General features: G+C 46.4%; 15 protein-coding genes. 14 read left to right on the top strand and 1 reads right to left on the bottom strand.

Features of this window, described 5'->3' with window-relative positions:
* The first annotated feature begins 1 nt into the window (after position 1).
* The 13 genes from EUBC25_RS06620 (at position 2) to EUBC25_RS06560 (ending at position 15,863) form a co-directional block, all read left to right on the top strand.
* Complete coding sequence (locus EUBC25_RS06620) at positions 2-916, top strand: PSP1 domain-containing protein (RefSeq protein ID WP_230107375.1); 915 nt, start codon at positions 2-4, stop codon at positions 914-916.
* Positions 906-1,676, top strand: a complete 771-nt coding sequence (locus EUBC25_RS06615) for a tRNA1(Val) (adenine(37)-N6)-methyltransferase (protein ID WP_230107374.1) — start codon at positions 906-908, stop codon at positions 1,674-1,676. Before EUBC25_RS06620 ends, EUBC25_RS06615 begins: the two co-directional genes overlap by 11 nt.
* 1 nt (position 1,677) lies before the next feature.
* Positions 1,678-2,517 (top strand): 16S rRNA (cytidine(1402)-2'-O)-methyltransferase, encoded by an 840-nt coding sequence (rsmI, locus tag EUBC25_RS06610; protein ID WP_230107373.1) that lies wholly within the window; start codon positions 1,678-1,680, stop codon positions 2,515-2,517.
* Positions 2,518-2,672: 155 nt separating this feature from the next.
* Complete coding sequence (locus EUBC25_RS06605) at positions 2,673-3,785, top strand: ABC transporter ATP-binding protein (RefSeq protein WP_230107372.1); 1,113 nt, start codon at positions 2,673-2,675, stop codon at positions 3,783-3,785.
* 146 nt (positions 3,786-3,931) lie between these two features.
* Positions 3,932-4,090 (top strand): hypothetical protein, encoded by a 159-nt coding sequence (locus EUBC25_RS06600; RefSeq protein ID WP_230107371.1) that lies wholly within the window; start codon positions 3,932-3,934, stop codon positions 4,088-4,090.
* A 4-nt stretch (positions 4,091-4,094) separates the two neighbouring features.
* Positions 4,095-5,204 (top strand): PucR family transcriptional regulator, encoded by a 1,110-nt coding sequence (locus tag EUBC25_RS06595; RefSeq protein WP_230107370.1) that lies wholly within the window; start codon positions 4,095-4,097, stop codon positions 5,202-5,204.
* A gap of 82 nt (positions 5,205-5,286) precedes the next feature.
* Positions 5,287-7,569, top strand: coding sequence for a hydratase (locus tag EUBC25_RS06590; protein WP_230107369.1), 2,283 nt, complete (start codon positions 5,287-5,289; stop codon positions 7,567-7,569).
* 378 nt (positions 7,570-7,947) lie between these two features.
* Complete coding sequence (locus EUBC25_RS06585; protein ID WP_230107368.1) at positions 7,948-9,549, top strand: response regulator; 1,602 nt, start codon at positions 7,948-7,950, stop codon at positions 9,547-9,549.
* Between the two features lie 12 nt (positions 9,550-9,561).
* A complete protein-coding gene (locus tag EUBC25_RS06580) occupies positions 9,562-11,364 on the top strand; it encodes a sensor histidine kinase (protein WP_230107367.1) in 1,803 nt (600 codons plus the stop codon).
* On the top strand, positions 11,339-12,637 hold the full coding sequence (locus EUBC25_RS06575) for an ABC transporter substrate-binding protein (protein WP_230107366.1): 1,299 nt from the start codon (positions 11,339-11,341) through the stop codon (positions 12,635-12,637). Before EUBC25_RS06580 ends, EUBC25_RS06575 begins: the two co-directional genes overlap by 26 nt.
* 145 nt (positions 12,638-12,782) lie before the next feature.
* Positions 12,783-14,087, top strand: coding sequence for an ABC transporter substrate-binding protein (locus tag EUBC25_RS06570; protein WP_230107365.1), 1,305 nt, complete (start codon positions 12,783-12,785; stop codon positions 14,085-14,087).
* A 96-nt stretch (positions 14,088-14,183) separates the two neighbouring features.
* The gene (locus EUBC25_RS06565; RefSeq protein ID WP_230107364.1) at positions 14,184-15,026 is read left to right on the top strand and encodes a carbohydrate ABC transporter permease; all 843 of its coding nucleotides are present in this window, start codon (positions 14,184-14,186) and stop codon (positions 15,024-15,026) included.
* Complete coding sequence (locus tag EUBC25_RS06560) at positions 15,027-15,863, top strand: carbohydrate ABC transporter permease (RefSeq protein WP_230107363.1); 837 nt, start codon at positions 15,027-15,029, stop codon at positions 15,861-15,863. It abuts the gene before it with no gap.
* Between the two features lie 46 nt (positions 15,864-15,909).
* Here EUBC25_RS06560 and EUBC25_RS06555 read toward each other — a convergent pair whose 3' ends face one another.
* Positions 15,910-16,428 (bottom strand): biotin transporter BioY, encoded by a 519-nt coding sequence (locus EUBC25_RS06555; protein ID WP_230107565.1) that lies wholly within the window; start codon positions 16,426-16,428, stop codon positions 15,910-15,912.
* Between the two features lie 1,259 nt (positions 16,429-17,687).
* On the opposite strand from EUBC25_RS06555, the gene EUBC25_RS06550 reads away from it, so the two are divergent.
* Positions 17,688-20,675 (top strand): hypothetical protein, encoded by a 2,988-nt coding sequence (locus EUBC25_RS06550; RefSeq protein ID WP_230107564.1) that lies wholly within the window; start codon positions 17,688-17,690, stop codon positions 20,673-20,675.
* Positions 20,676-20,697 lie beyond the last annotated feature (22 nt).

The raw sequence follows: 20,697 nt of genomic DNA, 5'->3' as shown, positions 1-20,697 counted from the left end.
TATGATAAAAGTAATTGGAGTAAGATTCCGCACTGCCGGAAAGATCTATTTTTTCTCCCCCGGAAAGCTGGAGATCAAGCAGGGAGACAACGTGATCGTGGAAACGGCAAGAGGAGTGGAATTTGGTTATGTGGCAGCAGGACCGAGGGAAGTAGAAGAAGATAACATAACCCTTCCCCTGAAGTCTGTCATTCGCATTGCCACAGCGGATGACATCCGGAAGGAAGAAAAGAATCGGGAGAAAGAAAAAGAAGCATTCAAGATCTGCCTGGAGAAAATACGCAAGCACGGTTTGGAAATGAAACTGATCGATGCGGAGTATACATTTGATAATAATAAAGTACTGTTTTATTTTACTGCAGACGGACGGATCGATTTCCGCGAGCTGGTAAAAGATCTGGCAAGTGTGTTCCGCACCAGGATTGAGCTGCGCCAGATCGGCGTGAGGGATGAAACGAAAATCCGGGGAGGTATAGGGATCTGTGGCCGTCCGCTCTGCTGTCATACATATTTGACAGAATTTGCGCCGGTATCGATCAAAATGGCAAAGGAGCAGAACCTGTCTCTGAATCCAAGCAAAATATCAGGAGTGTGCGGCCGTTTGATGTGCTGTCTGACCAATGAGGAAGAAACATACGAAGAGCTGAACAGCCGGCTGCCGGCAGTGGGAGATACGGTAACAACTCCGGAGAAACTTCGCGGAGAAGTGCAGTCTATCAATGTGCTGCGCCAGCTTGTCAAGGTAGTGGTCCAGCTGGATGATGACGAAAAAGAGATTCGGGAATACAAGGCCGGAGAGCTGCGCTTCCGTTCCAAAAAGAAGAAAAAAGAAATGAAGCTTAGCAAAGAAGAGCTGAAAGAACTGAAGGCCTTGGAAGGTAAGAATGAAGGGGTATCCAAATTAGATGATGAATAATTTAAAACCAGGAGAACGGCTGGATGACCTGCAGATCAAAGGATACCGGATCATCCAGAGTCCGGGCAGATTCTGCTTCGGTATGGATGCGGTTCTTCTCTCGGCGTTTGCAAAAATAAAAAGAGGGGAAAAGGCGCTGGACCTGGGAACGGGAACAGGAATCCTCCCTCTGCTTCTTGAGGCAAAGAATCCGGAAGGACAGTCTTTTGCAGGGCTGGAAATTCAGGAAGAGAGCGCTGACATGGCAAGAAGAAGTGTATGCCTGAATCATTTGGAACAAAAGATTTCGATCGTAACAGGAGATATCAAGGAGGCATCCGCCCTTTTCGGCGCCGCCTCCTTTCATGTCGTTACGGTGAATCCGCCCTATATGATCGGGCAGCATGGATTGAAAAATGAAAATTATGCCAAATACGTGGCGCGTCATGAGGTGCTCTGTACGCTGGAAGACGTATTAAGACAAAGTGCTCTTGTTCTGAAAGAAAAAGGAAGATTTTATATGGTGCATAGGCCCTTTCGGCTTACGGAGATCCTGGCGGGAATGAGCAGGTATCATCTGGAACCTAAGCGGATGCGCCTTGTCTATCCCTATAGAGACAAAGAGCCGAATATGGTCCTGATAGAAGGGGTGAAAGGCGGCCGTCCCCGCCTGACGGTAGAACCGCCTCTGATCGTATACAAAAAAGGCGGGACTTATACGGAAGAATTATTAAAACTGTACGGCCTGGATGAACCAGACGAAGAAAGGGCAGGGAAATAATATGGCAGGTACTTTATATTTGTGTGCGACTCCCATTGGGAATCTGGAGGACATGACATACCGGGCGGCGAGGGTGCTGAAAGAGGCAGACCTCATTGCGGCGGAGGATACCCGCAATACTATCCGGCTTTTGAATCACTTCGATATTCATACGCCTATGACAAGTTACCATGAATATAATAAAATTGAAAAAGGGAAAAAACTGCTGCAGCTTCTTATGGAAGGAAAGAACATTGCCCTTGTTACAGATGCGGGGACGCCGGGAATTTCCGATCCCGGAGAAGAGCTGGTGAAAATGTGTGCAGATGCGGGAGTGACGGTTACGGCCATTCCCGGGCCGGCAGCCTGTGTCACGGCGCTGATCCTGTCCGGCCTTCCCACAAGGAGGTTTGCATTTGAGGCGTTTCTCCCCTCCGAAAAAAAAGAGCGGAAAAGTGTTTTGGAAGCGCTTAAAAGGGAAACAAGGACGATCGTTCTTTACGAAGCGCCCCATCGGCTTTTGAAAACGCTGAAAGAGCTGGAAGATGTGCTGGGAGACAGGCTGATTTCCGTATGCCGGGAGCTGACAAAGAAACATGAAACAATTTTCCGCACAACACTTAAGGAGGCTTTGCAGTATTATGAAGCCAATGAACCAAGAGGGGAATGTGTGCTCGTCATTGAAGGCAAAAGCATGCAGAAGCTGCAGGAAGAAACACGCAGAAAGTGGGAGGAAATGAGCATCCCGGAGCATATGGAATACTATACTGGGCAAGGGGTAGAGAAGAAGGAAGCCATGAAAAAGGTGGCAAAAGACAGGGGAATTTCCAAAAGAGATGTTTACCAGGCTCTTTTATCCTGACAACAGCAGTATGACGGCAGCAGGAGAAATCTTCTTAGTCAACTTGTATAGAAAAATAAAAAAAGATTGTTCAACTTTGGTATAGTCGTATTTACCCATTTTTAATATACTTTTTACAGAATAAAAGAGTCGGCGAACAGGAGGAACGAAAAGAAATGGCAAGTTTATCATTAAAGCATATTAACAAAACATATCCTAACGGATTTGAAGCAGTAAAGGATTTTAATCTGGAAATCGAAGATAAAGAATTTATTATCTTTGTAGGACCGTCCGGATGTGGTAAATCCACAACACTTCGTATGGTTGCAGGTCTTGAGGAGATTACTTCCGGTGAACTTTACATCGGAGACAAGCTTGTAAACGATGTAGAGCCAAAAGACCGTGATATCGCGATGGTATTCCAGAACTACGCTCTGTATCCGCATATGACAGTTTATGACAATATGGCATTTGGACTGAAACTTCGGAAAGTACCGAAAGACGAGATCGATAAAATGGTACGTGAAGCTGCAAAGATCCTGGATCTGGAAGCACTTCTTGACCGTAAGCCGAAAGCTCTTTCCGGTGGACAGAGACAGCGTGTTGCTATGGGACGTGCGATCGTTCGTAATCCAAAGGTATTCCTTATGGATGAGCCTCTTTCTAACCTGGATGCAAAACTTCGTGGACAGATGCGTATTGAGATTTCCAAACTTCATCAGAGACTGGGAACAACGATCATCTATGTAACACATGACCAGACAGAGGCTATGACTCTGGGAACAAGAATCGTTGTTATGAATGCAGGTGTTGTACAGCAGGTAGATACTCCGCAGACACTGTACGATTATCCGTGCAACCTGTTTGTTGCAGGATTTATCGGATCACCTCAGATGAACTTCGTAGATGCTGTATGTAAAGTGAATGGAGACAAGGTTGTTCTCCAGGCAGGTCCGTCCTCAATCGAGCTTCCGCCGGCAAAGGCAAAGAAACTGATCGAAGGAGGATATGACGGAAAGACAGTTGTACTTGGTATTCGTCCGGAGGATGTACATGATGAGCAGATGTTCATTGAGGCATCTCCTAATACAGTAATCGAAGCTAAGATCCGCGTATACGAAATGCTGGGAGCAGAAGTATTCCTGTACTTTGATTACGAGGGAGCAAGCATGACAGCAAGAGTTGATCCAAGAACAACCGCAAGAACAGGCGATGTTGTAAAATTTGCGCTGGATGCAGAAAAGATCCACGTATTTGACAAAGAGACAGAGCAGACAATCACAAACTAGATTTCGGCTTGAAAATAAAAGGGGCGGTACGAAAGCGAGGTACCGCCCTCTTTTGTATTAAGGCAAAAGTCAAAAACCGACATTTTTTGACGGCTGTTTCATAAGGCGGCAGCAATGTAGGGATGAGATAGTGAGGGGAGAAAAAAATGAAGATCAGAACATCTCAAATTGCTGCGGTGTTGATATTGGGAGCCGTCATCGGATACCTTTCTGCCAGAAAGTATCAGACAGAGAGAGAAATACATCTGTTTGACTGCCGGATGAAAGAGTGGAAAAGGCAGTCAGAGTACAGGGAAAGGATGTGAACAGTTGCTTTCAAATCAAACGATACAGAAACTGATACAGGAGATCAGAAGAATCGCCGGACTGGAATGCTCCATATGGAGTCAAGAAGGAAAATGTGTGGCAGCGACCAGTATAAAGGCAAAGCCTGACGCCGATTCTATCGCAGAATTTATTGCAGAATTTGAACATTCCGGTACGAGGGAAACTATAGGAAAAGAAAGCCTGTTTCTGGCAGAGGGAGATACGGCGTATGTTCTGGCTGTGGACGGGACGGATGAGAGAGCAGTCATGGCCGGAAGGTTCGGCGTCAGTCATTTGGAAAGCCTGATCCAGATCAACCGGAACCGAATGGACAAAAATCGTTTTATCCAGAATCTTCTTCTGAACGATATGCTGTTGGTTGATATTTATAATCAGGCAAAAAAACTGAAGATACCTGTTACCGGAAAACGAGTGGTATTTTTGATAAAATCCAGGAGTGAAACAGAAAGCATTGTCATGGAAACACTTCGGAGTCTTTTTGCCACAGGAATAAAAGACTTTATAACGTCAGTAGAAGAGGGACATGTAATTTTGATAAAAGCGCTGGAAAAAACAGAGGATTATCCGGAAGTACAGCATATTGCCGATGTTATTGTAGATACGCTGGGAATGGAAGCGATGGTTGGTGTCCGAGTAGCTTTTGGCACGATCACAGAAGAACTTAAGGAAGTTTCAGGCTCCTATAGAGAGGCAAAAACAGCGCTGGAGGTAGGACGGATTTTCTATCCGCAGAAACGGGTGCTCAATTACAAAGTGCTTGGGATCGGACGGCTGATCCATCAGCTTCCCGAAAAGCTGTGTGAAATGTTTCTGGATGAGGTGTTTGAAGGAAATGCGGCAGGCAGTTTTGAGGAGGAAGAACTGACGGCAGTTTATACGTTCTTCGAAAATAATCTGAACATATCGGAAACGGCGCGGAAGCTTTATGTACATCGAAATACTCTGGTATATCGCCTGGAGAAGATCCAGAAAAAGACCGGACTGGATGTGCGGGTGTTTGAAGATGCTATGACCTTTAAGATTGCGCTGATGGTGGAAAAACATATGAGAGCAATGAAAGAAAAAGAACACAGCAGTGAGGATGCAATTTGACTTTTGGACAGAACCGGGCTACAATAAACAGACAGGTGCCAGCAAAGGGCAGAAGAAAAAAGAATCAGGAGGAATTGCAAAGATGATAAAGCTTTACGATAACGGCGTATATCTGATAAACGGCACAAAAATCGTTGAAGATATAGAAGAAGTGCGCCACGAAACCGGAAGCAGTGTGACCAGAGAAGAAGCAGCTTCCCAGACAATGGCCTACAATATTTTGAAGGAGCACAATGTGTCCGGAAATATGGAACGCCTTCAGATTAAATTTGATAAGCTGACTTCCCATGACATTACGTTTGTAGGAATTATCCAGACAGCGAGAGCATCAGGCCTGGAGAAATTTCCGGTTCCTTATGTCCTGACAAACTGCCACAATTCCCTCTGTGCAGTAGGCGGAACCATCAATGAAGATGACCATATGTTTGGACTGACCTGTGCAAAGAAGTACGGTGGTGTTTACGTACCGCCTCATCAGGCAGTCATTCATCAGTTTGCAAGAGAAATGCTGGCAGGCGGCGGAAAAATGATCCTCGGTTCAGACAGCCATACCCGCTACGGAGCGCTGGGAACGATGGCTATGGGCGAAGGGGGACCTGAGCTTGTAAAACAGCTTTTAAATAAAACTTATGATATAAAAATGCCGCAGGTAGTAGGTATTTATCTGGACGGAGAGCCGATCAAAGGGGTAGGTCCTCAGGATGTGGCGCTGGCAATTATCGGCGCGACTTTCGCAAATGGTTATGTTAATAATAAGGTGATGGAATTTGTAGGTCCCGGTGTGGAAAAATTAAGCGCAGACTTCCGTATCGGAATCGATGTTATGACGACAGAGACAACCTGCCTGTCTTCCATCTGGAAGACAGATGAGACGATCCGCGAATTTTATGAGATCCACGAAAGACCGGAGGATTATAAGGAACTGAATCCGGGCAGTGTGGCATATTATGACGGTATGGTCTATGTAAACTTAAGCGAGATCCGTCCGATGATCGCAATGCCGTTCCATCCCTCCAATGTATATACGATCGACGAGGTCAATGCAAATCTGGCGGATGTCCTTCATGATGTAGAGAAGAAGGCTCTTGTCAGCCTGGACGGCGCGGTGGATTACTCCCTGCAGAGTAAGATCGTTGACGGGAAACTGTATGTGGATCAGGGAATCATTGCAGGATGTGCAGGCGGCGGATTTGAAAATATCTGCGCAGCTGCCGACATTATCAAAGGACATTATATCGGAGCAGATGAATTTACTTTCAGCGTATATCCGGCAAGTACGCCAATTTATATGGAACTGGTGAAAAACGGAGCGGTTGCAGATCTGATGGAGGCAGGAACAATTGTCAAGACAGCCTTCTGCGGCCCATGCTTCGGAGCGGGAGACACTCCGGCAAATAACGCATTTTCTATCCGTCACTCCACAAGGAACTTCCCTAACAGAGAAGGCTCCAAGCTGCAGAGCGGACAGATCGCTTCCGTTGCCTTAATGGATGCAAGATCGATCGCGGCTACAGCAGCAAACAAAGGGTTCCTGACTCCGGCAACAGCGATGGATGTAGAATACAAAGGGCAGAAATATCACTTTGACAGCAAGATCTATGCAAATCGTGTATTTGACAGTCACGGCGTGGCAGATCCGTCAGTAGAGATCAAATTCGGACCGAATATTAAGGATTGGCCGGAGATGTCAGCTCTGCCGGAGAATCTGATCCTGAAAGTTGTATCAGAGATCCACGATCCGGTAACCACAACAGATGAACTGATTCCTTCCGGAGAGACATCTTCTTATCGTTCTAATCCGCTGGGGCTTGCAGAGTTTGCGCTTTCCAGGAAAGATCCTGCATATGTGGGCAGAGCAAAAGAGGTGCAGAAAGCTCAGAAAGCCATCGAAGAGGGGACCTGCCCGCTGGATGCACTGGAAGAGTTAAAGCCGGTCATGGCGAAAATCCAGGAGACGTATCCGGAGGTCGGAAAAGGCAATATCGGTGTGGGAAGTACGATTTTTGCAGTAAAGCCAGGAGATGGCTCCGCCAGAGAGCAGGCGGCCTCCTGTCAGAAAGTGCTTGGCGGATGGGCCAATATCGCAAACGAATATGCTACAAAGAGATACCGCTCAAATCTGATTAACTGGGGAATGCTTCCATTCCTTACAAAAGAAGATCATGAGCACCTAAGTTTTAAAAACGGGGATTATATTTTTGTCCCTGACATTCGCAAGGCAGTAGAAGAGAAATCGAATGTCATTACAACTTACATTGTAAAAGAGGATGGACTGAAAGAGCTGGATCTGGAACTGGGAGATCTGACAGATGCAGAAAGAGAGATCATTCTTAAGGGATGTTTGATCAATTATTATAAAGGATAATGTTTTAGGTAATGTAGTGTAAATATTGAGGCAGATGGTACTTGAAAAGAGTACAGGCTCCTGTGTTACAGTTGATTTATTATTTTGAGAGTCTTGTCTGCAAAGCGGGATACTTCATATTATGTATGGAGCATCCCGTTTTTTGTTTCCCGCGTTTAAATATCATCTTATCATTCGGCGTGCAGTCAAGAATTACACACAGTTTTTCAAGTGTCAGTAAGGAAGTACATGAGTTTAATTTTTTATATACCATGTATAGTTTTTGTTACAGGTTTTTCTCCTGGAGGACTTAAAATAGTACATGATGATATGATAAAATAGAATCAGTGTACCGGTCAGCAGGAGGTTGGCCGGGCGCTCCTGGAAGAAGAGGTTTTTATGAAATTATTGAAACTTGTGATCGTGGACGATGAACCCATCCTGCTGCAGGGACTGCTTGACACCTATGACTGGGCGGATATGGGCTTTAAGGTAGTGGGCTCGGCCCAGAGCGGCGAACAGGCCATAGAAGTGATCAAAGAGACAAAACCCCATGCGGTGCTGACGGACATCCGGATGAAGCAGATCACGGGGCTTATGGTGATGGAGGAGATCCAGAAAACGGACATGGACTGCATGTTTATCGTCCTCAGTGCCTACCGGGATTTCGACTATGCCCAGCAGGCCTGTGATCTGGGGGCTTTTGCTTATCTGCTGAAGCCTATTGAGGACGAAAAGCTTAGGGAGACCATGGAGGCAGCCTACCGGACCTGCATGGAGCAGATGGAGCAGGAGGCCAGGTATGAGAGCTGGGAGAAGCTTCTGGTAAAGGATGGGACCAGCTTTCAGCAGGTGGTTGTACAGAATTATGTCCGGGACAGGCTCCCGGAGGAAAAAGTGGAAGAAGTTTTCCGGACGCTGGGGGATATGCCTGGAAATGAGGAGCGCTTTATCACTGTGTATGCGGATATAGATGTGGCCTACAAGATCACGGATTACCTGGATTATGAAGCGGCCAGATTCTCACTTCTTAAAAGGCTGGAAGAAGAGTTGGAGAGCCGCTATTTCTGCTGGCGGGCTGACGGGGAGGAGACGGGCAGCGCATTTATCGTCCGCACCACGGACAAAGAGGCGGTGGGAAAGCTGAAGCACTTCCTGGAATACATCAAAAAGGAGGAGCAAAGCAGGGTCATAGCCGCCATATCCAAGCCCTACAAAGGAATTGCCGGGATCAAAAGAAGTTATGTGGAAGCACGGAAGCTGTTCGAGATTGCCAGTGTGTCCGGAGCGGGTGCTTTTACTTCCCCGGAGGGGGTGGAGCTGCCGGACCAGGCGGCAACGGCCGGAGAAAGCGGGGACAGGGACAACCTCATCGTGAACGCTGTGCGCAGGAACAGTGAGAAAGAGCTGAAGGAGGCCTTTGTCCAGTTTGTCTACGGGCTGCCCCATGAGGAGGAACAGCAGCGGCAGCATCTCCACCGGATGATGCTGAAAGTGGAACTTATGCTCCAGGCATCTTACGGGCTGACGGAAGATATCCGGGAAAAGTTCCGGGGCTATTATGATAATCTGAGGAGCATCAGCGCGGCTAAGATGGTTGATGTCTGTTATCGGATCCTGTGCGCGGCCATTGAAGTGAGAAAAAGCGACGCAAAACAGGATGAGACAAGATATTTCAAAGAGTACATGTCAGAGGCAGTGGCCTACATAGAGGAGCATCTCAGGGACGAGGAACTGTCTATTGTATCTGTAGCTTCCCATATTTATCTGAACCCGGTCTATTTTGGGAGGGTGTTTAAAAATACGTTCCACATGACGTTTAAGCAGTATCTTCTCCAGCAGAGGATGGAGAAGGCCAAAAAGCTGCTGGAGGAAGGAAAAGGCAGTATCGGAGATATCTGTGAGGCGGTGGGAATCCACAACCCGTCCTATTTTTCCCATGTGTTCAAGCAGTACACGGGAAAGCTCCCAAGCGAATACAAGAAAGAGTATGAGGGATAGACAGAAATCAATATGAAAAGAAACGAGAAGGTATCTGGTATACAGAAAAAATATCTGAAGTATACAGCGGCGCTCCTGGGGCTTGCGCTTCTTCTCTCCAGCCTGGGGGCCGGCCTGTATATAAAGAACAGGCTGACCCGGGCGGTGATCGCAAAATACGAGTTCATGACGGAGAGAATGGGCATCAGCCTGGAAAATCTGTTCCGTCAGAGCGATGAGGCGACGGCAGAGTGCGTCCTTTATGACGATGTGCAGCAGAGCCTGCGCAGTAAGGGGCTGGAGGAAGTCAGCCGCATTGGTCTGAGTAAGTATTTCGCCTATGTGGGGCTGGAGCACATCGCGGATTACTGCTATGTGGATAATAAAGGGAACGTATACAGTAAATCCTATTCAGATGTAACCTTTGAGGATGTGACGGACAGCGGTTTCCAGGACTATCTGGGAGAGGACTACGCCCGGACGAAATGGTTCTGGGCGAAGGATACGCTTTTTGGAACAGAGCAGGAGGCGCTTTTTATCGGAAGGTATGTCCGGAGCATGGAGTACGCCCACGAGCCCGGGATGTTGTTCTTCAAGATGGATGATGCGTTTCTGGAGGGGATCACAGGGACAAGTGGAGAGCTGACAAGCGAGGCGGCGGTTGGAATTATCGACACCAAAGGACAGCTCTGTTTTTCCTCGGTCCCGGAGGAATTCAGCCTGGGTAAGAAGCGCCAGGCAGATATTTCGGAGCGTATCGCCGGGAGCGGATCTGCCGGTATGATCCTGGAGGGGGAGCACATTCCTGGAGGCGTTCTGTCGGCGTACCGGGATGAGGCCAGCGGGCTGGCGGTCTTTTCCTTTGTGCCGGACAAAGTTTTGAACCAGGGGATCTTCCCTGTTTTCCTGGTGCTGGCCGGGATCTACCTTGTAGTGCTGGCTGCGGCTGCGGTGCTGAGTATTTATTTCTCCAGAAGATTTACAAAGCCCATCCAGGAGATCCGGACGGCCATGGCGGAATTTGACGGCAGCAATTTTGATCGGACCATAGAGCTTCACACAAACACAGAGCTGGACGAGATCGGTCACTCCTACAATGAACTGCTCGGGAATATCCAGAGGCTGCTGGAGGAGATCAAGGAGCAGGAGAGAGAGCTGCGCACATCGGAGCTGAACATGCTGATCAGCCAGATCAATCCCCATTTTCTGTACAATACACTGGATACGATCTATATGCTGGCACGGATCAACAAGGAAGAGACAACTATGCGGATGATCCAGGCCCTGTCCAGATATCTGCGGCTGTCGCTGAGCAAAGGAAACGATATAGTGACTGTGGAAGATGAGCTGGAGAATGTGAAGAGCTACTTGGAGATCCAGCAGATACGAAATAGAGATCTTTTCTCATATAAAGTGGAATGCCAGGTGGATGCCGCCCATACAACCGTTCTGAAGTTGGTTCTGCAGCCTCTTGTGGAAAATGCAGTAAAATATGGATTCCAGGATATTTTTGAGGGAGGACAGATCCGGATCACTGTGTGGAAGGAAGAAGGAGAGCTGTACCTGGAGGTGTATAATAATGGCACCCCCATGGAGGCGGACATGGTGCAGAAGATCAACGGGATGAACAAGCTGCCGCTGGGAGAGATGAAAAACAGCTTTCCGGATAAGAGGCATGGCTACGGCGTGGTAAATATTTTGACCCGGCTTCGGCTGAAGTACGGGGACGGGGCGGCTTTTTACTGCAAAGCGCAAGCTGATGGAACAACGTGTACAATTAAAATTCCTCAAGGAGACGGGCAGGAGGCATATGAGCAGGAACAGATACAGATTTAAAGGAAGATTCATACAGGCGGCAGCGGTTTCCCTGCTTTTCTCCGTAGCAGCCGCAGGCTGCGCGGGAAGGCAGGCAGAGGAAAAAGCAGGCGGGGAGGAGGTGTCCATCCCGGTCATCCTGATCGTGGACTCCTCTACAGGAAATAAAAATGAGGAGGATGTGATCCAGGCATTCAATGAATTGTATGATGGAAAGTGGCAGGCGGATGTGGAGTGGGTCATGGAGACGGAGGAAGAGTACCGGCAGAACCTGAAACGGCAGAATGTGACGGATACCCTCCCGGCAGTTATTACGGATCTTCGGATGCTTCCCGCTTTCTATTATACGATGATCCAGGATGGCAGGATCGAGGAACTGTCCGGATATATCAAGGAAGATGAAGAGTGGATGGAGATGATCGAGCCGTCGGTGCTGGAGTCCTGCAGCGAGGAGGACGGCAGTATTTATCTGGGCCCTGTCAGTACGGCGGCATTTTCCTGTTCCGGGATTTTCTGGAATGAGGAGCTGTTTGCCCAGGCAGGCATTGAAGAATTTCCTGACACATGGGAGGAATTTTGGCAGTGCTGTGAGAAGCTGGAGAGCTGCGGTATCACTCCGCTGGCCCTTCATACGGAAGGGACAGCCTGGGCGCCCATGCTTTTTGCCACGGCGGAGACAGCCTCCACGGAGGAAGGGCTGCAATTCATGCAGCAGTTCTACCCGGACACCTACCAGGGTGAAAGCGGGCTGCGTATTGCCCGGACACTGGAGCGGCTGTTTCAGTACACCACAGATGATGCGCTGTATGTTGATTTTGATGTGTCCTATGAAAATTTTTTCTCCGGGAAGGCAGCTATGATTCCCAACGGATACTGGATGATGGATCAGATTCCGGAAGAGTGGCAGGACAAAGTAAGATTCTCGGCATTTCCGGAAAACAGGCTGATCTCATCTCCGGAGACGTTTGGCTGGGCCATTGTGTCCAGCTACAGCCAGGAAGTCAAAGAGGGAGCGGCGGCTCTTCTGAAGCTGCGCACGCAGATGAACATGGAGCAAAGGGAGGAACTGTTTGAGAAGAACCCGGATTCCCTGACCCAGGCGGAGAGGGACTATATAGAGACTTACAAAAGCGGTCCGGTCCTTGTCCCTAACTACCAGGTGAAATGGAACTCCATCCTGCAGGAGGAGACGCTGGGAACCATCCTCCCTGATCTGGCCCAGGGCAAGATCAGCCCGGAGGAATTTACAAGAAAAGAAGATAAGAGCATCCAGGAATTTCTGGAGGAGCAGTGATACTTCAGCGCCGGAGAACATACCGGCGCTGAAGTATTTTTTTTGGCATTCCTGGTTTTCTATTTGATAACGGGGAGGAGAAAAGGGCGGTTATAATAATCCCAGAACAAAGAAAACCGAGGTTTTCAGAAAGGTGAGGAAGGATATGAAAAAGAAAAAAGTAATATCATTATTATTAGTTGCGGCGATGACAGCAGGCCTGGCAGCAGGATGCGGAAGCTCCTCCGATTCCGGGGACAGCGGAAGCAGCGAAGCAGAAGGAAAGGTATATTACCTCAACTTTAAACCTGAAGCGGACGATTACTGGCAGGAACTGGCGGAAGTCTACACAGAGGAGACGGGCGTGGAGGTGACAGTTCTGACAGCAGCTTCCGGAGAGTATGAGAAAACTCTGAAATCAGAAATGGCAAAGACAGATGCGCCTACCCTGTTCCAGGTAAACGGACCGGTGGGACTGGCAAGCTGGAAAGACTACTGTTATGATCTGTCTGATTCTGACATAGCAGGGGAGCTGACAGACGACAGCTTTGCGCTGATGGATGGCGATAAGATGGCAGGTATTGCCTACGTTATCGAGAACTACGGCATTATCTACAACAAGGACCTTCTTGAGAAAGCAGGCTACACAGCAGAGGATATCACAGACTTTGACAGCTTTAAAAAGGTAGTGGAAGACATCACGGCAAGAAAGGATGAACTTGGATTCTCCGCATTTACATCAGCAGGAATGGACAGTTCATCTGACTGGAGATTCAAGACACATCTGGCCAATCTTCCGATCTACTATGAGTACAAGGATGAGGGTATTGACAATACAGACGCCATCAAGGGCACATACCTTGACAATTACCGCCAGATCTGGGATCTGTACATCAATAATGCAACCTGCGAACCGACAGAGATTTCCACAAAGACAGCCGACGACTCCACAGCAGAATTTGTGACAGAGGAAGCAGTCTTCTACCAGAACGGTACATGGGAGTACAACAATATTGCGGATATCGGAGATGAGAACCTTGGCATTCTTCCGATCTATATCGGAGTTGAGGGTGAGGAGAACCAGGGCGTCTGCACAGGAACAGAGAACTACTGGTGTGTAAATTCCCAGGCATCTGAAGAAGATATCCAGGCAACACTGGATTTCATGAACTGGTGCGTAACTTCCGATGAAGGTGTAGAGTCTATGTGCAAAGATATGGGATTTGTCATTCCGTTCAAGTCCAACCTTGAGTCTGAAAATACACTGGTGAATGAAGCCAACGCATATATGGAAGACGGAAAAACACCTGTGACATGGGTATTCTCAACCATGCCTTCTGAAGAGTGGAAAAACGGTGTGGGTTCTGCGCTGACAGCATATGCGGCAGATCAGACAGATGCCAACTGGGATAAAGTTGTAAGCGCGTTTGTAGACGGATGGGCTACAGAAGCAGCGGCATCGGCAGAGTAATCTTTCCGGAAGAGCTGAAAGATATATAGAATTGAACAGGAAAGCGGCGGGCAGAAAAAGTCTGAACGCCGCTTTTTCAGAAGGAGGAGGATTTATATGGAAAAAGCGATCAAGCGGTATATGCCCATCTTTGTGCTTCCCACATTCTGCGCGTTTATCCTTGGATTTATTATTCCGTTCATAATGGGGATCTGGCTTTCGTTCTGTAAATTTACCACAGTCACAGATGCGAAATTTGTCGGATTATCCAATTACATTGAGGCATTTAAGGACACTGTATTCAGACATTCTTTCTGGTATACAGCCCTTTTCGCTGTGGTCTCTTTGGTGGTGATCAATGTGATCGCCTTTGCCCTTGCCATGGCGCTGACACAGAAAATGCGTGGAACCAATATTTTCCGCACGATCTTTTTTATGCCGAACCTGATCGGAGGCATCGTACTTGGCTATATCTGGCAGCTTATTTTTAACGGCATACTGGCTCGTTACAATACAGCGTTGGGACTGAATGAGTGGTATGGATTCTGGGGACTGATTATTCTGGTGAGCTGGCAGCAGATTGGTTATATGATGATCATTTACATTGCAGGGCTTCAGTCCATCCCCGGAGATGTGGTGGAGGCGGCCCAGATCGACGGCGCATCGAGGATCCAGAGACTTTTCAAAGTGACCATCCCCATGATGATGCCATCCATCACCATCTGTATGTTCCTGTCTATTACCAATGGATTCAAGCTCTTTGACCAGAACCTGTCACTGACGGCAGGAGAACCGTCCAAGATGTCCGAGATGATGGCGCTGAATATCTTCAACACATTCTACGGACGTACCGGATGGGAGGGCGTCGGACAGGCCAAAGCGGTGATCTTCTTCGTCATCGTTGTGGCTATCGGTATGCTCCAGCTTAGGGCTACCCGTTCAAAGGAGGTGCAGCAGTAAATGAAAAAGAGAAGCAGGATAAGCGCAGCTGGGACCGGTATCTTTACCATTCTTGGACTGGTTTACATCGCCCCCATACTGATCGTGCTTATGAATTCCTTTAAGAAAAAAGTATATATCAACAAAGAACCCTTTACGCTGCCGATAGAAAAGACATGGAACGGCCTTGAGAATTATCTGACAGCCATTGACAAGTACGAGCTGCTCAGCGCCGTGGGCTGGACGGTATTTATTACCGTTGGCTCCGTACTGGTGATTCTTGTGTGCACATCTATGTGTGCCTGGTATATTACAAGGGTAAAGACAAAGTTTACAAAGCTTCTCTATCTGCTCTGCGTGTTCTCCATGGTAGTACCTTTCCAGATGGTGATGTTCACCCTGTCTCTGGTGGCGGACCGGACCAGGCTCAACACACCCTGGGGAATTATCATCATTTACCTGGGATTCGGGGCAGGACTGGCAGTCTTTATGTTCTGCGGCTTTGTAAAGTCCATCCCGCTGGAGATCGAGGAAGCAGCTCTTATCGACGGCTGCACGCCTCTTCGCACCTTCTTTTCTGTGGTGCTTCCTATTATGAAACCGACATATATATCTGTGGGGATACTGGAAACCATGTGGATCTGGAATGACTTCCTCCTGCCATACCTCGTGCTGGACCTGAATGAATACAAGACCATATCCATTGCGATCCAGTATATGAAGGGAAGCTACGGACGGGTGGATATGGGCGCCATCATGGCGGCGCTGATCCTGGCGGTCATCCCGGTGATCATTTTCTATCTGTCCTGCCAGAAGCATATAATCAAAGGTGTGGCAGCAGGCGCAGTAAAAGGATAAACTATAAAAAAGCAAAGAGAGGGCTGCCCGGTGGGGGCAGCCCTTTTTATGAAATTCCTGCATTTACTCGTTTCCAGAGCTCCGGACCGAGAATGACAGTCAGAATAATTTTTACAGAATCTCCTGCCAGATACGGAATGACGCCAATAGCTAACGCAGCAGTAAAAGACAGCTCCATTTGAAATGAGAGCCAGTATGTACCGAATAAATAAAGGACAGCGGTTCCGGCGATCAGACCGATAGCATGAAAGATACGGTTTTGCGGAAAATGGTCTATGATAAGTCCGCCGATTATAGTAAGGAAGATAAAACCGATCAGGTATCCGCCGGTGGGACCGGCAAATTTGGCAAATCCTCCGGAAAAGCCGGAAAATACAGGAAGTCCGGCAAGTCCCAGAAGAAGGTAGATAATGTAACTTAAAGTAGCCTTCTTCCATCCCAGAAGATAGATACTGAATCCGATGACAAGATTTGTCAGCGTGATCGGTACAGGGCTGAAAGGAATGGGAATAGAAAGAGGTGCCAGAATACAGGTCACAGCTGTTATTAAAGCAGTCAGTACCATAGAACGAGTGGAAAGGCGAATGCTGCCTGGAGATGCTGTCTGTGAAGGGTGTTGTGGTAAGTCATCTGGTTTTTGAAACATAGCTACAATCCTCCTGTAAAATACTTTATAAAAAGTATAAAAGAAGGAAAGTAAATTGTCAACTAAATAAAAAATGAAGTTAACAATATGAAGTGAGCGAAATGATGAAAAAATATAAATTATCAGAATGTTATTATACAATAAGAAAATTATAAATTAATTAAAATAAAAATGAAAAATAGTATTGACAAATAAAAGGGGTGGTGCTATTATAAAGTCAATCCAAAAGAAATCCAATAAACCAGATAAAAGTTATATATTAAATTTAATAAAATTTATTTCTGACGAGAAAGGAAATAAATAAAAAGTAATAAGTATAATATATAAATAATATCTGAAAAGGATTTCAAATATATTTCATATGTTGGTGAGATATATAGAGCGGAAATAAAACGGAAGGAGGCTTAATCCATTGGACAATTCAGAATTTCATAATCAGTATATCGGTGGTAAGGCAAATGAAGGTTCCCATAGAATAAGCCTTAATTATAGAGAAGCCGGTAAAAGTTTATAAAGGAAAAATCGGAGAGTAGAATCACCGGTGTAAAGAGATTAAAATTTGCAGATATACTGAATAAATACCACGTAGATCAAAGATATTAGAGGATGCGTGAAGAAGTATCGGACTAATATATCAGATTTATATCAGGGAGCTATATAAAATATATGTTATAGAAGGAATAGCTTAATAGCGTTACAGATTATATAGTTATAATAAGGGATGAAAAGCTGTAACGGGAACGGTTATAGATATTATAATAACTCGGAAAATATTTTATATAGAGAATATGAGGGCGATATAAATATATGATTCAGGAATAAGAAATCCAGACTTTGAGAAAAAATCGAATAAAAGGAAAAAGGCAAGGGAACGCAATTAATCGAAAAATATCCTCCGAGATATAATTTAAAATATGATAAAATTTAATAGAAAGCAGCCACTGTAAAAAAGTTTCAAGTATTTACGGTGGCTGCTTTTTTCTATGAAAATAGTCTCGGCACTATCTTGGGAGACAAAATATCATTTTTCGCCATAAAATCCCCATTTTCCAATATATTTCTATTTTGACATTGACTATCCTATATGCTACACTAAAAGAGTTAAAATATATACAAAAGTAAACATTATTGAGGTGAGAATATTGGATAAATATGAATATCGGGTTAAAACAGAGCAAATGCTCGAATACATGGAAAAGAGGCAGTATAAAAAAGCCATGGAGATTGCTGACACGATCGACTGGCGAAGAGTAAAAAATGCTTCAATGCTTAATAATGTCAGCGAGATATACGAATACAACGGGGAGTACCAGAAGAGCAGAGACATTTTATTTGTCGCTTATGACCGCTCTCCTGGCAGTAGAAAGATCGTATATCGTCTGGGAATCTTGGCATTAAAGATCAATGATATTGAAGAAGCTTCCGATTGTTATGAAGAATTTGTAAAGCTGGCTCCGAAGGATCCGAACCAGTATATATTAAAATATAAAATTTTGAAAGCACGGCGTGCGCCTGTGTCAGAGCAGATTGCTGCACTGGAGGACTTCAAAAAGGCAGAGTATGTGGAAAAGTGGGCTTATGAGCTGGCGAAGCTTTATGATGAGGCAGGTATGACAGCAGAATGTCTGGAAGAATGCGACGACCTGATTCTGTGGTTCAGCGAAGGAAAATACGTTTACCAGGCGATGGAACTGAAGATGAAATATAAGCCGCTGACACCGTTGCAGCAGGAGAAATACAATAGTATGGGCGGCCAGAAAACCGGCAGAAGAGAAATGGTAAGAGCGTCGGCAGAAGAGGATGTGAAGCCTCAGGAAGCGGAAGATGAAATGCAGGATGAACTGGAAGAAGCGGAGGATTCCCTGGAACAGGAGGATATTCCGGAGGTAAAAGAGTCAGGCACTCTTTCAGAGGAGGAAGCTGCTACCAGGGAGATTCGTCTTGATGAACTTAGAGCGGCACAGGAAAAAGCTAAAGAGGAAATGGCAGCCAAGCCTAAGGAAAAATCATCTATCCGCCAGACTGTAAAGGGAGCAACGCTCTCCGAGGCGCTGGCGAATGGCGTGCGTGTTGCAAAAGGACTGGATATAGAGGAAAAGGCCAGCACAAAGCAGGATGAGGCGATGCGTATCACGGGTCAGATGAAGATAGAGGAAATTCTGGCAGAGTGGGAAGCAAAGCAAAAAGGCAATGCGGAGGCTATTGAAGAGCAGAGAAAGAAAGATGAAGAAAAACTGGCGCAGAGACGGCTGGAGGCACAGCGCCGCCGTGAAGAGGAAGCCAGAAGAATAGAAGAACAGCAGCGTGCAGCGGAAGAAGCCAGAAAAATTGCAGAGCAGAAAGCGGCAGAGGAGGCAAGGAGACTTGCGGAGCAAAAAGCCGAAGAGGAGCGCATTCTTGCAAAACAAAAGGCGGATGAAGAGAAGAGACTTGCGAAGCTGAAAGAAGAGGAAGAAGAAGCCCTTCTGGATCGGATCGCATCCGGAAAAGCAACGGAAGAATTTAAAGAAGCAGTAAGAAATGCAGTTGAACCGGAAGAAGAACCAGAAGAAGTAATCGAAGAAATGATCGAGGAGGAACCGGACGAGCCTGTGGAAGAAGTGGTTGAAGAAATCACTGAAGAGGAGATCGCAGAGGAAGAAGACGAACCGGAAGAGCCTGCAGAAGAAGTAATGGAAGAATCCGCTGCAGAGGAAATATTTGAGGAAGCGGACGAGCCGGAAGAAATGCTGAATGCAGAAGTGCAGGACGAAGAAGAAATTCCTGAAGAGAGTCAGGATATGAGCATGACAGCGGATCTTAGACAGCTGATGGCTGAATTGGAAGCAGAAGATCAGCCGGAGGATAAGGGCATGAATCTGGGAGGTCTTTCCATAGAAGAGCCTGCGGACGAAGAAGTTTCTGATTATATCGGCGAAGAAGAGTCATATGATGAGGCGGACTATGATGAAGTAGATTACGACGAGTCAGGCTTTGAAGAGGATGATGGATTCGAAGGCGATGATGACTTCGAAGATGAGGATGATTTCGAAGACGAATATGAAGATGAGTATGTCGAAGACGATTACGAGGATGAATACGAGGACGATTATGCCGACGAATACGAAGATGAATATGAGGATAATGACCTTGAAGATGATATGGATGACGACAGCTTCGATGAAGATGACTACAGCGACTATGATGATATAGAAGATGACGATTATGATGATGACTTCTATGATGACGAGGAAGAGGAGACGAAACCGAAGAAGAAACAGCAGGAAGAGCTGGTGATCGAAGAGCCTACGGAAGAGGAGATCCAGAAGCGTATTAAGAAAGGCAAAGGCGGCGTTCCGTTTGATACAGGATTTGTAGTGACAGGGCGTTATGATTTGAGCGCTACAAGTGAGATCGGTCTGAAGGCGGGACTTACAGAGGAGCAGAAACAGCTGTTTTCTTACTTTGTTCCGGTGCGTGGTATGAGTGAACAGATAGTAGAAGTTCTGGATAATGACCGCCGGGAGAGAAGAAACGGAACGTCGAAAGTTGGAAATATCCTTGTTATCGGACACAAAGGATCCGGTAAAACTGTTCTTGCGGTTGATATTGTCAAAGCAATTCAGAAACAGCGTAACCTTAAACAGGGAAAAGTTGCCATTGTAACAGGAGAAGCCTTAAATAAAAAGGATATCCCTAATATCATTCAGAAGCTGAAAGGCGGAGCAATTATCATTGAGAAGGCCGGAAAGCTGAATGCCAGAACGGTCCGTGATCTGAACATTCTGATGGAAAAGAAGACAGGAGAGCTTCTGTTTGTGCTGGAGGATCAGAGAAAAGCGTTAGAACGGCTCTTCACTGCCAATCCGGAGTTTAAGAAGAAATTTACTTCTAAACTGGAGCTTCCGGTATTTGTTAATGATGAGCTTGTAACTTTTGGACAGACCTATGCTAAGGAAAACGGGTATAAACTGGATGAGATGGGTATATTGGCTCTGTACAGCAGAATTGATGTGATGCAGAGAGAAGATCACGCCGTGACGGTAGCTGAAGTAAAAGAGATTATGGATGCAGCGATTGAACATTCCCAGAAAGCGAATGTAAAGCATCTGGCAAGACGTATGTTCCGCAAGGGAACAGACGAATCAGACCGCATTATTTTGAAGGAAGACGACTTCAAAATCTAGAGAATAACGGAAACAAAAGAGA

This window comes from Claveliimonas bilis (assembly GCF_020892095.1).
Taxonomy (GTDB): Bacteria; Bacillota; Clostridia; order Lachnospirales; family Lachnospiraceae; genus Claveliimonas; species Claveliimonas bilis.
This window is presented reverse-complemented; position numbering and strand designations above follow the sequence as displayed.

What these genes read in the sequence shown, in the direction of transcription:
- EUBC25_RS06620 (WP_230107375.1), top strand. Translation starts at nt 2, where the DNA reads ATGATAAAAGTAATTGGAGTAAGATTCCGCACTGCCGGAAAGATCTAT.
- EUBC25_RS06615 (WP_230107374.1), top strand. Translation starts at nt 906, where the DNA reads ATGATGAATAATTTAAAACCAGGAGAACGGCTGGATGACCTGCAGATC.
- rsmI (WP_230107373.1), top strand. Translation starts at nt 1,678, where the DNA reads ATGGCAGGTACTTTATATTTGTGTGCGACTCCCATTGGGAATCTGGAG.
- EUBC25_RS06605 (WP_230107372.1), top strand. Translation starts at nt 2,673, where the DNA reads ATGGCAAGTTTATCATTAAAGCATATTAACAAAACATATCCTAACGGA.
- EUBC25_RS06600 (WP_230107371.1), top strand. Translation starts at nt 3,932, where the DNA reads ATGAAGATCAGAACATCTCAAATTGCTGCGGTGTTGATATTGGGAGCC.
- EUBC25_RS06590 (WP_230107369.1), top strand. Translation starts at nt 5,287, where the DNA reads ATGATAAAGCTTTACGATAACGGCGTATATCTGATAAACGGCACAAAA.
- EUBC25_RS06585 (WP_230107368.1), top strand. Translation starts at nt 7,948, where the DNA reads ATGAAATTATTGAAACTTGTGATCGTGGACGATGAACCCATCCTGCTG.
- EUBC25_RS06580 (WP_230107367.1), top strand. Translation starts at nt 9,562, where the DNA reads ATGAAAAGAAACGAGAAGGTATCTGGTATACAGAAAAAATATCTGAAG.
- EUBC25_RS06575 (WP_230107366.1), top strand. Translation starts at nt 11,339, where the DNA reads ATGAGCAGGAACAGATACAGATTTAAAGGAAGATTCATACAGGCGGCA.
- EUBC25_RS06570 (WP_230107365.1), top strand. Translation starts at nt 12,783, where the DNA reads ATGAAAAAGAAAAAAGTAATATCATTATTATTAGTTGCGGCGATGACA.
- EUBC25_RS06565 (WP_230107364.1), top strand. Translation starts at nt 14,184, where the DNA reads ATGGAAAAAGCGATCAAGCGGTATATGCCCATCTTTGTGCTTCCCACA.
- EUBC25_RS06560 (WP_230107363.1), top strand. Translation starts at nt 15,027, where the DNA reads ATGAAAAAGAGAAGCAGGATAAGCGCAGCTGGGACCGGTATCTTTACC.
- EUBC25_RS06555 (WP_230107565.1), bottom strand. Translation starts at nt 16,428, where the DNA reads ATGGTACTGACTGCTTTAATAACAGCTGTGACCTGTATTCTGGCACCT.
- EUBC25_RS06550 (WP_230107564.1), top strand. Translation starts at nt 17,688, where the DNA reads ATGCTCGAATACATGGAAAAGAGGCAGTATAAAAAAGCCATGGAGATT.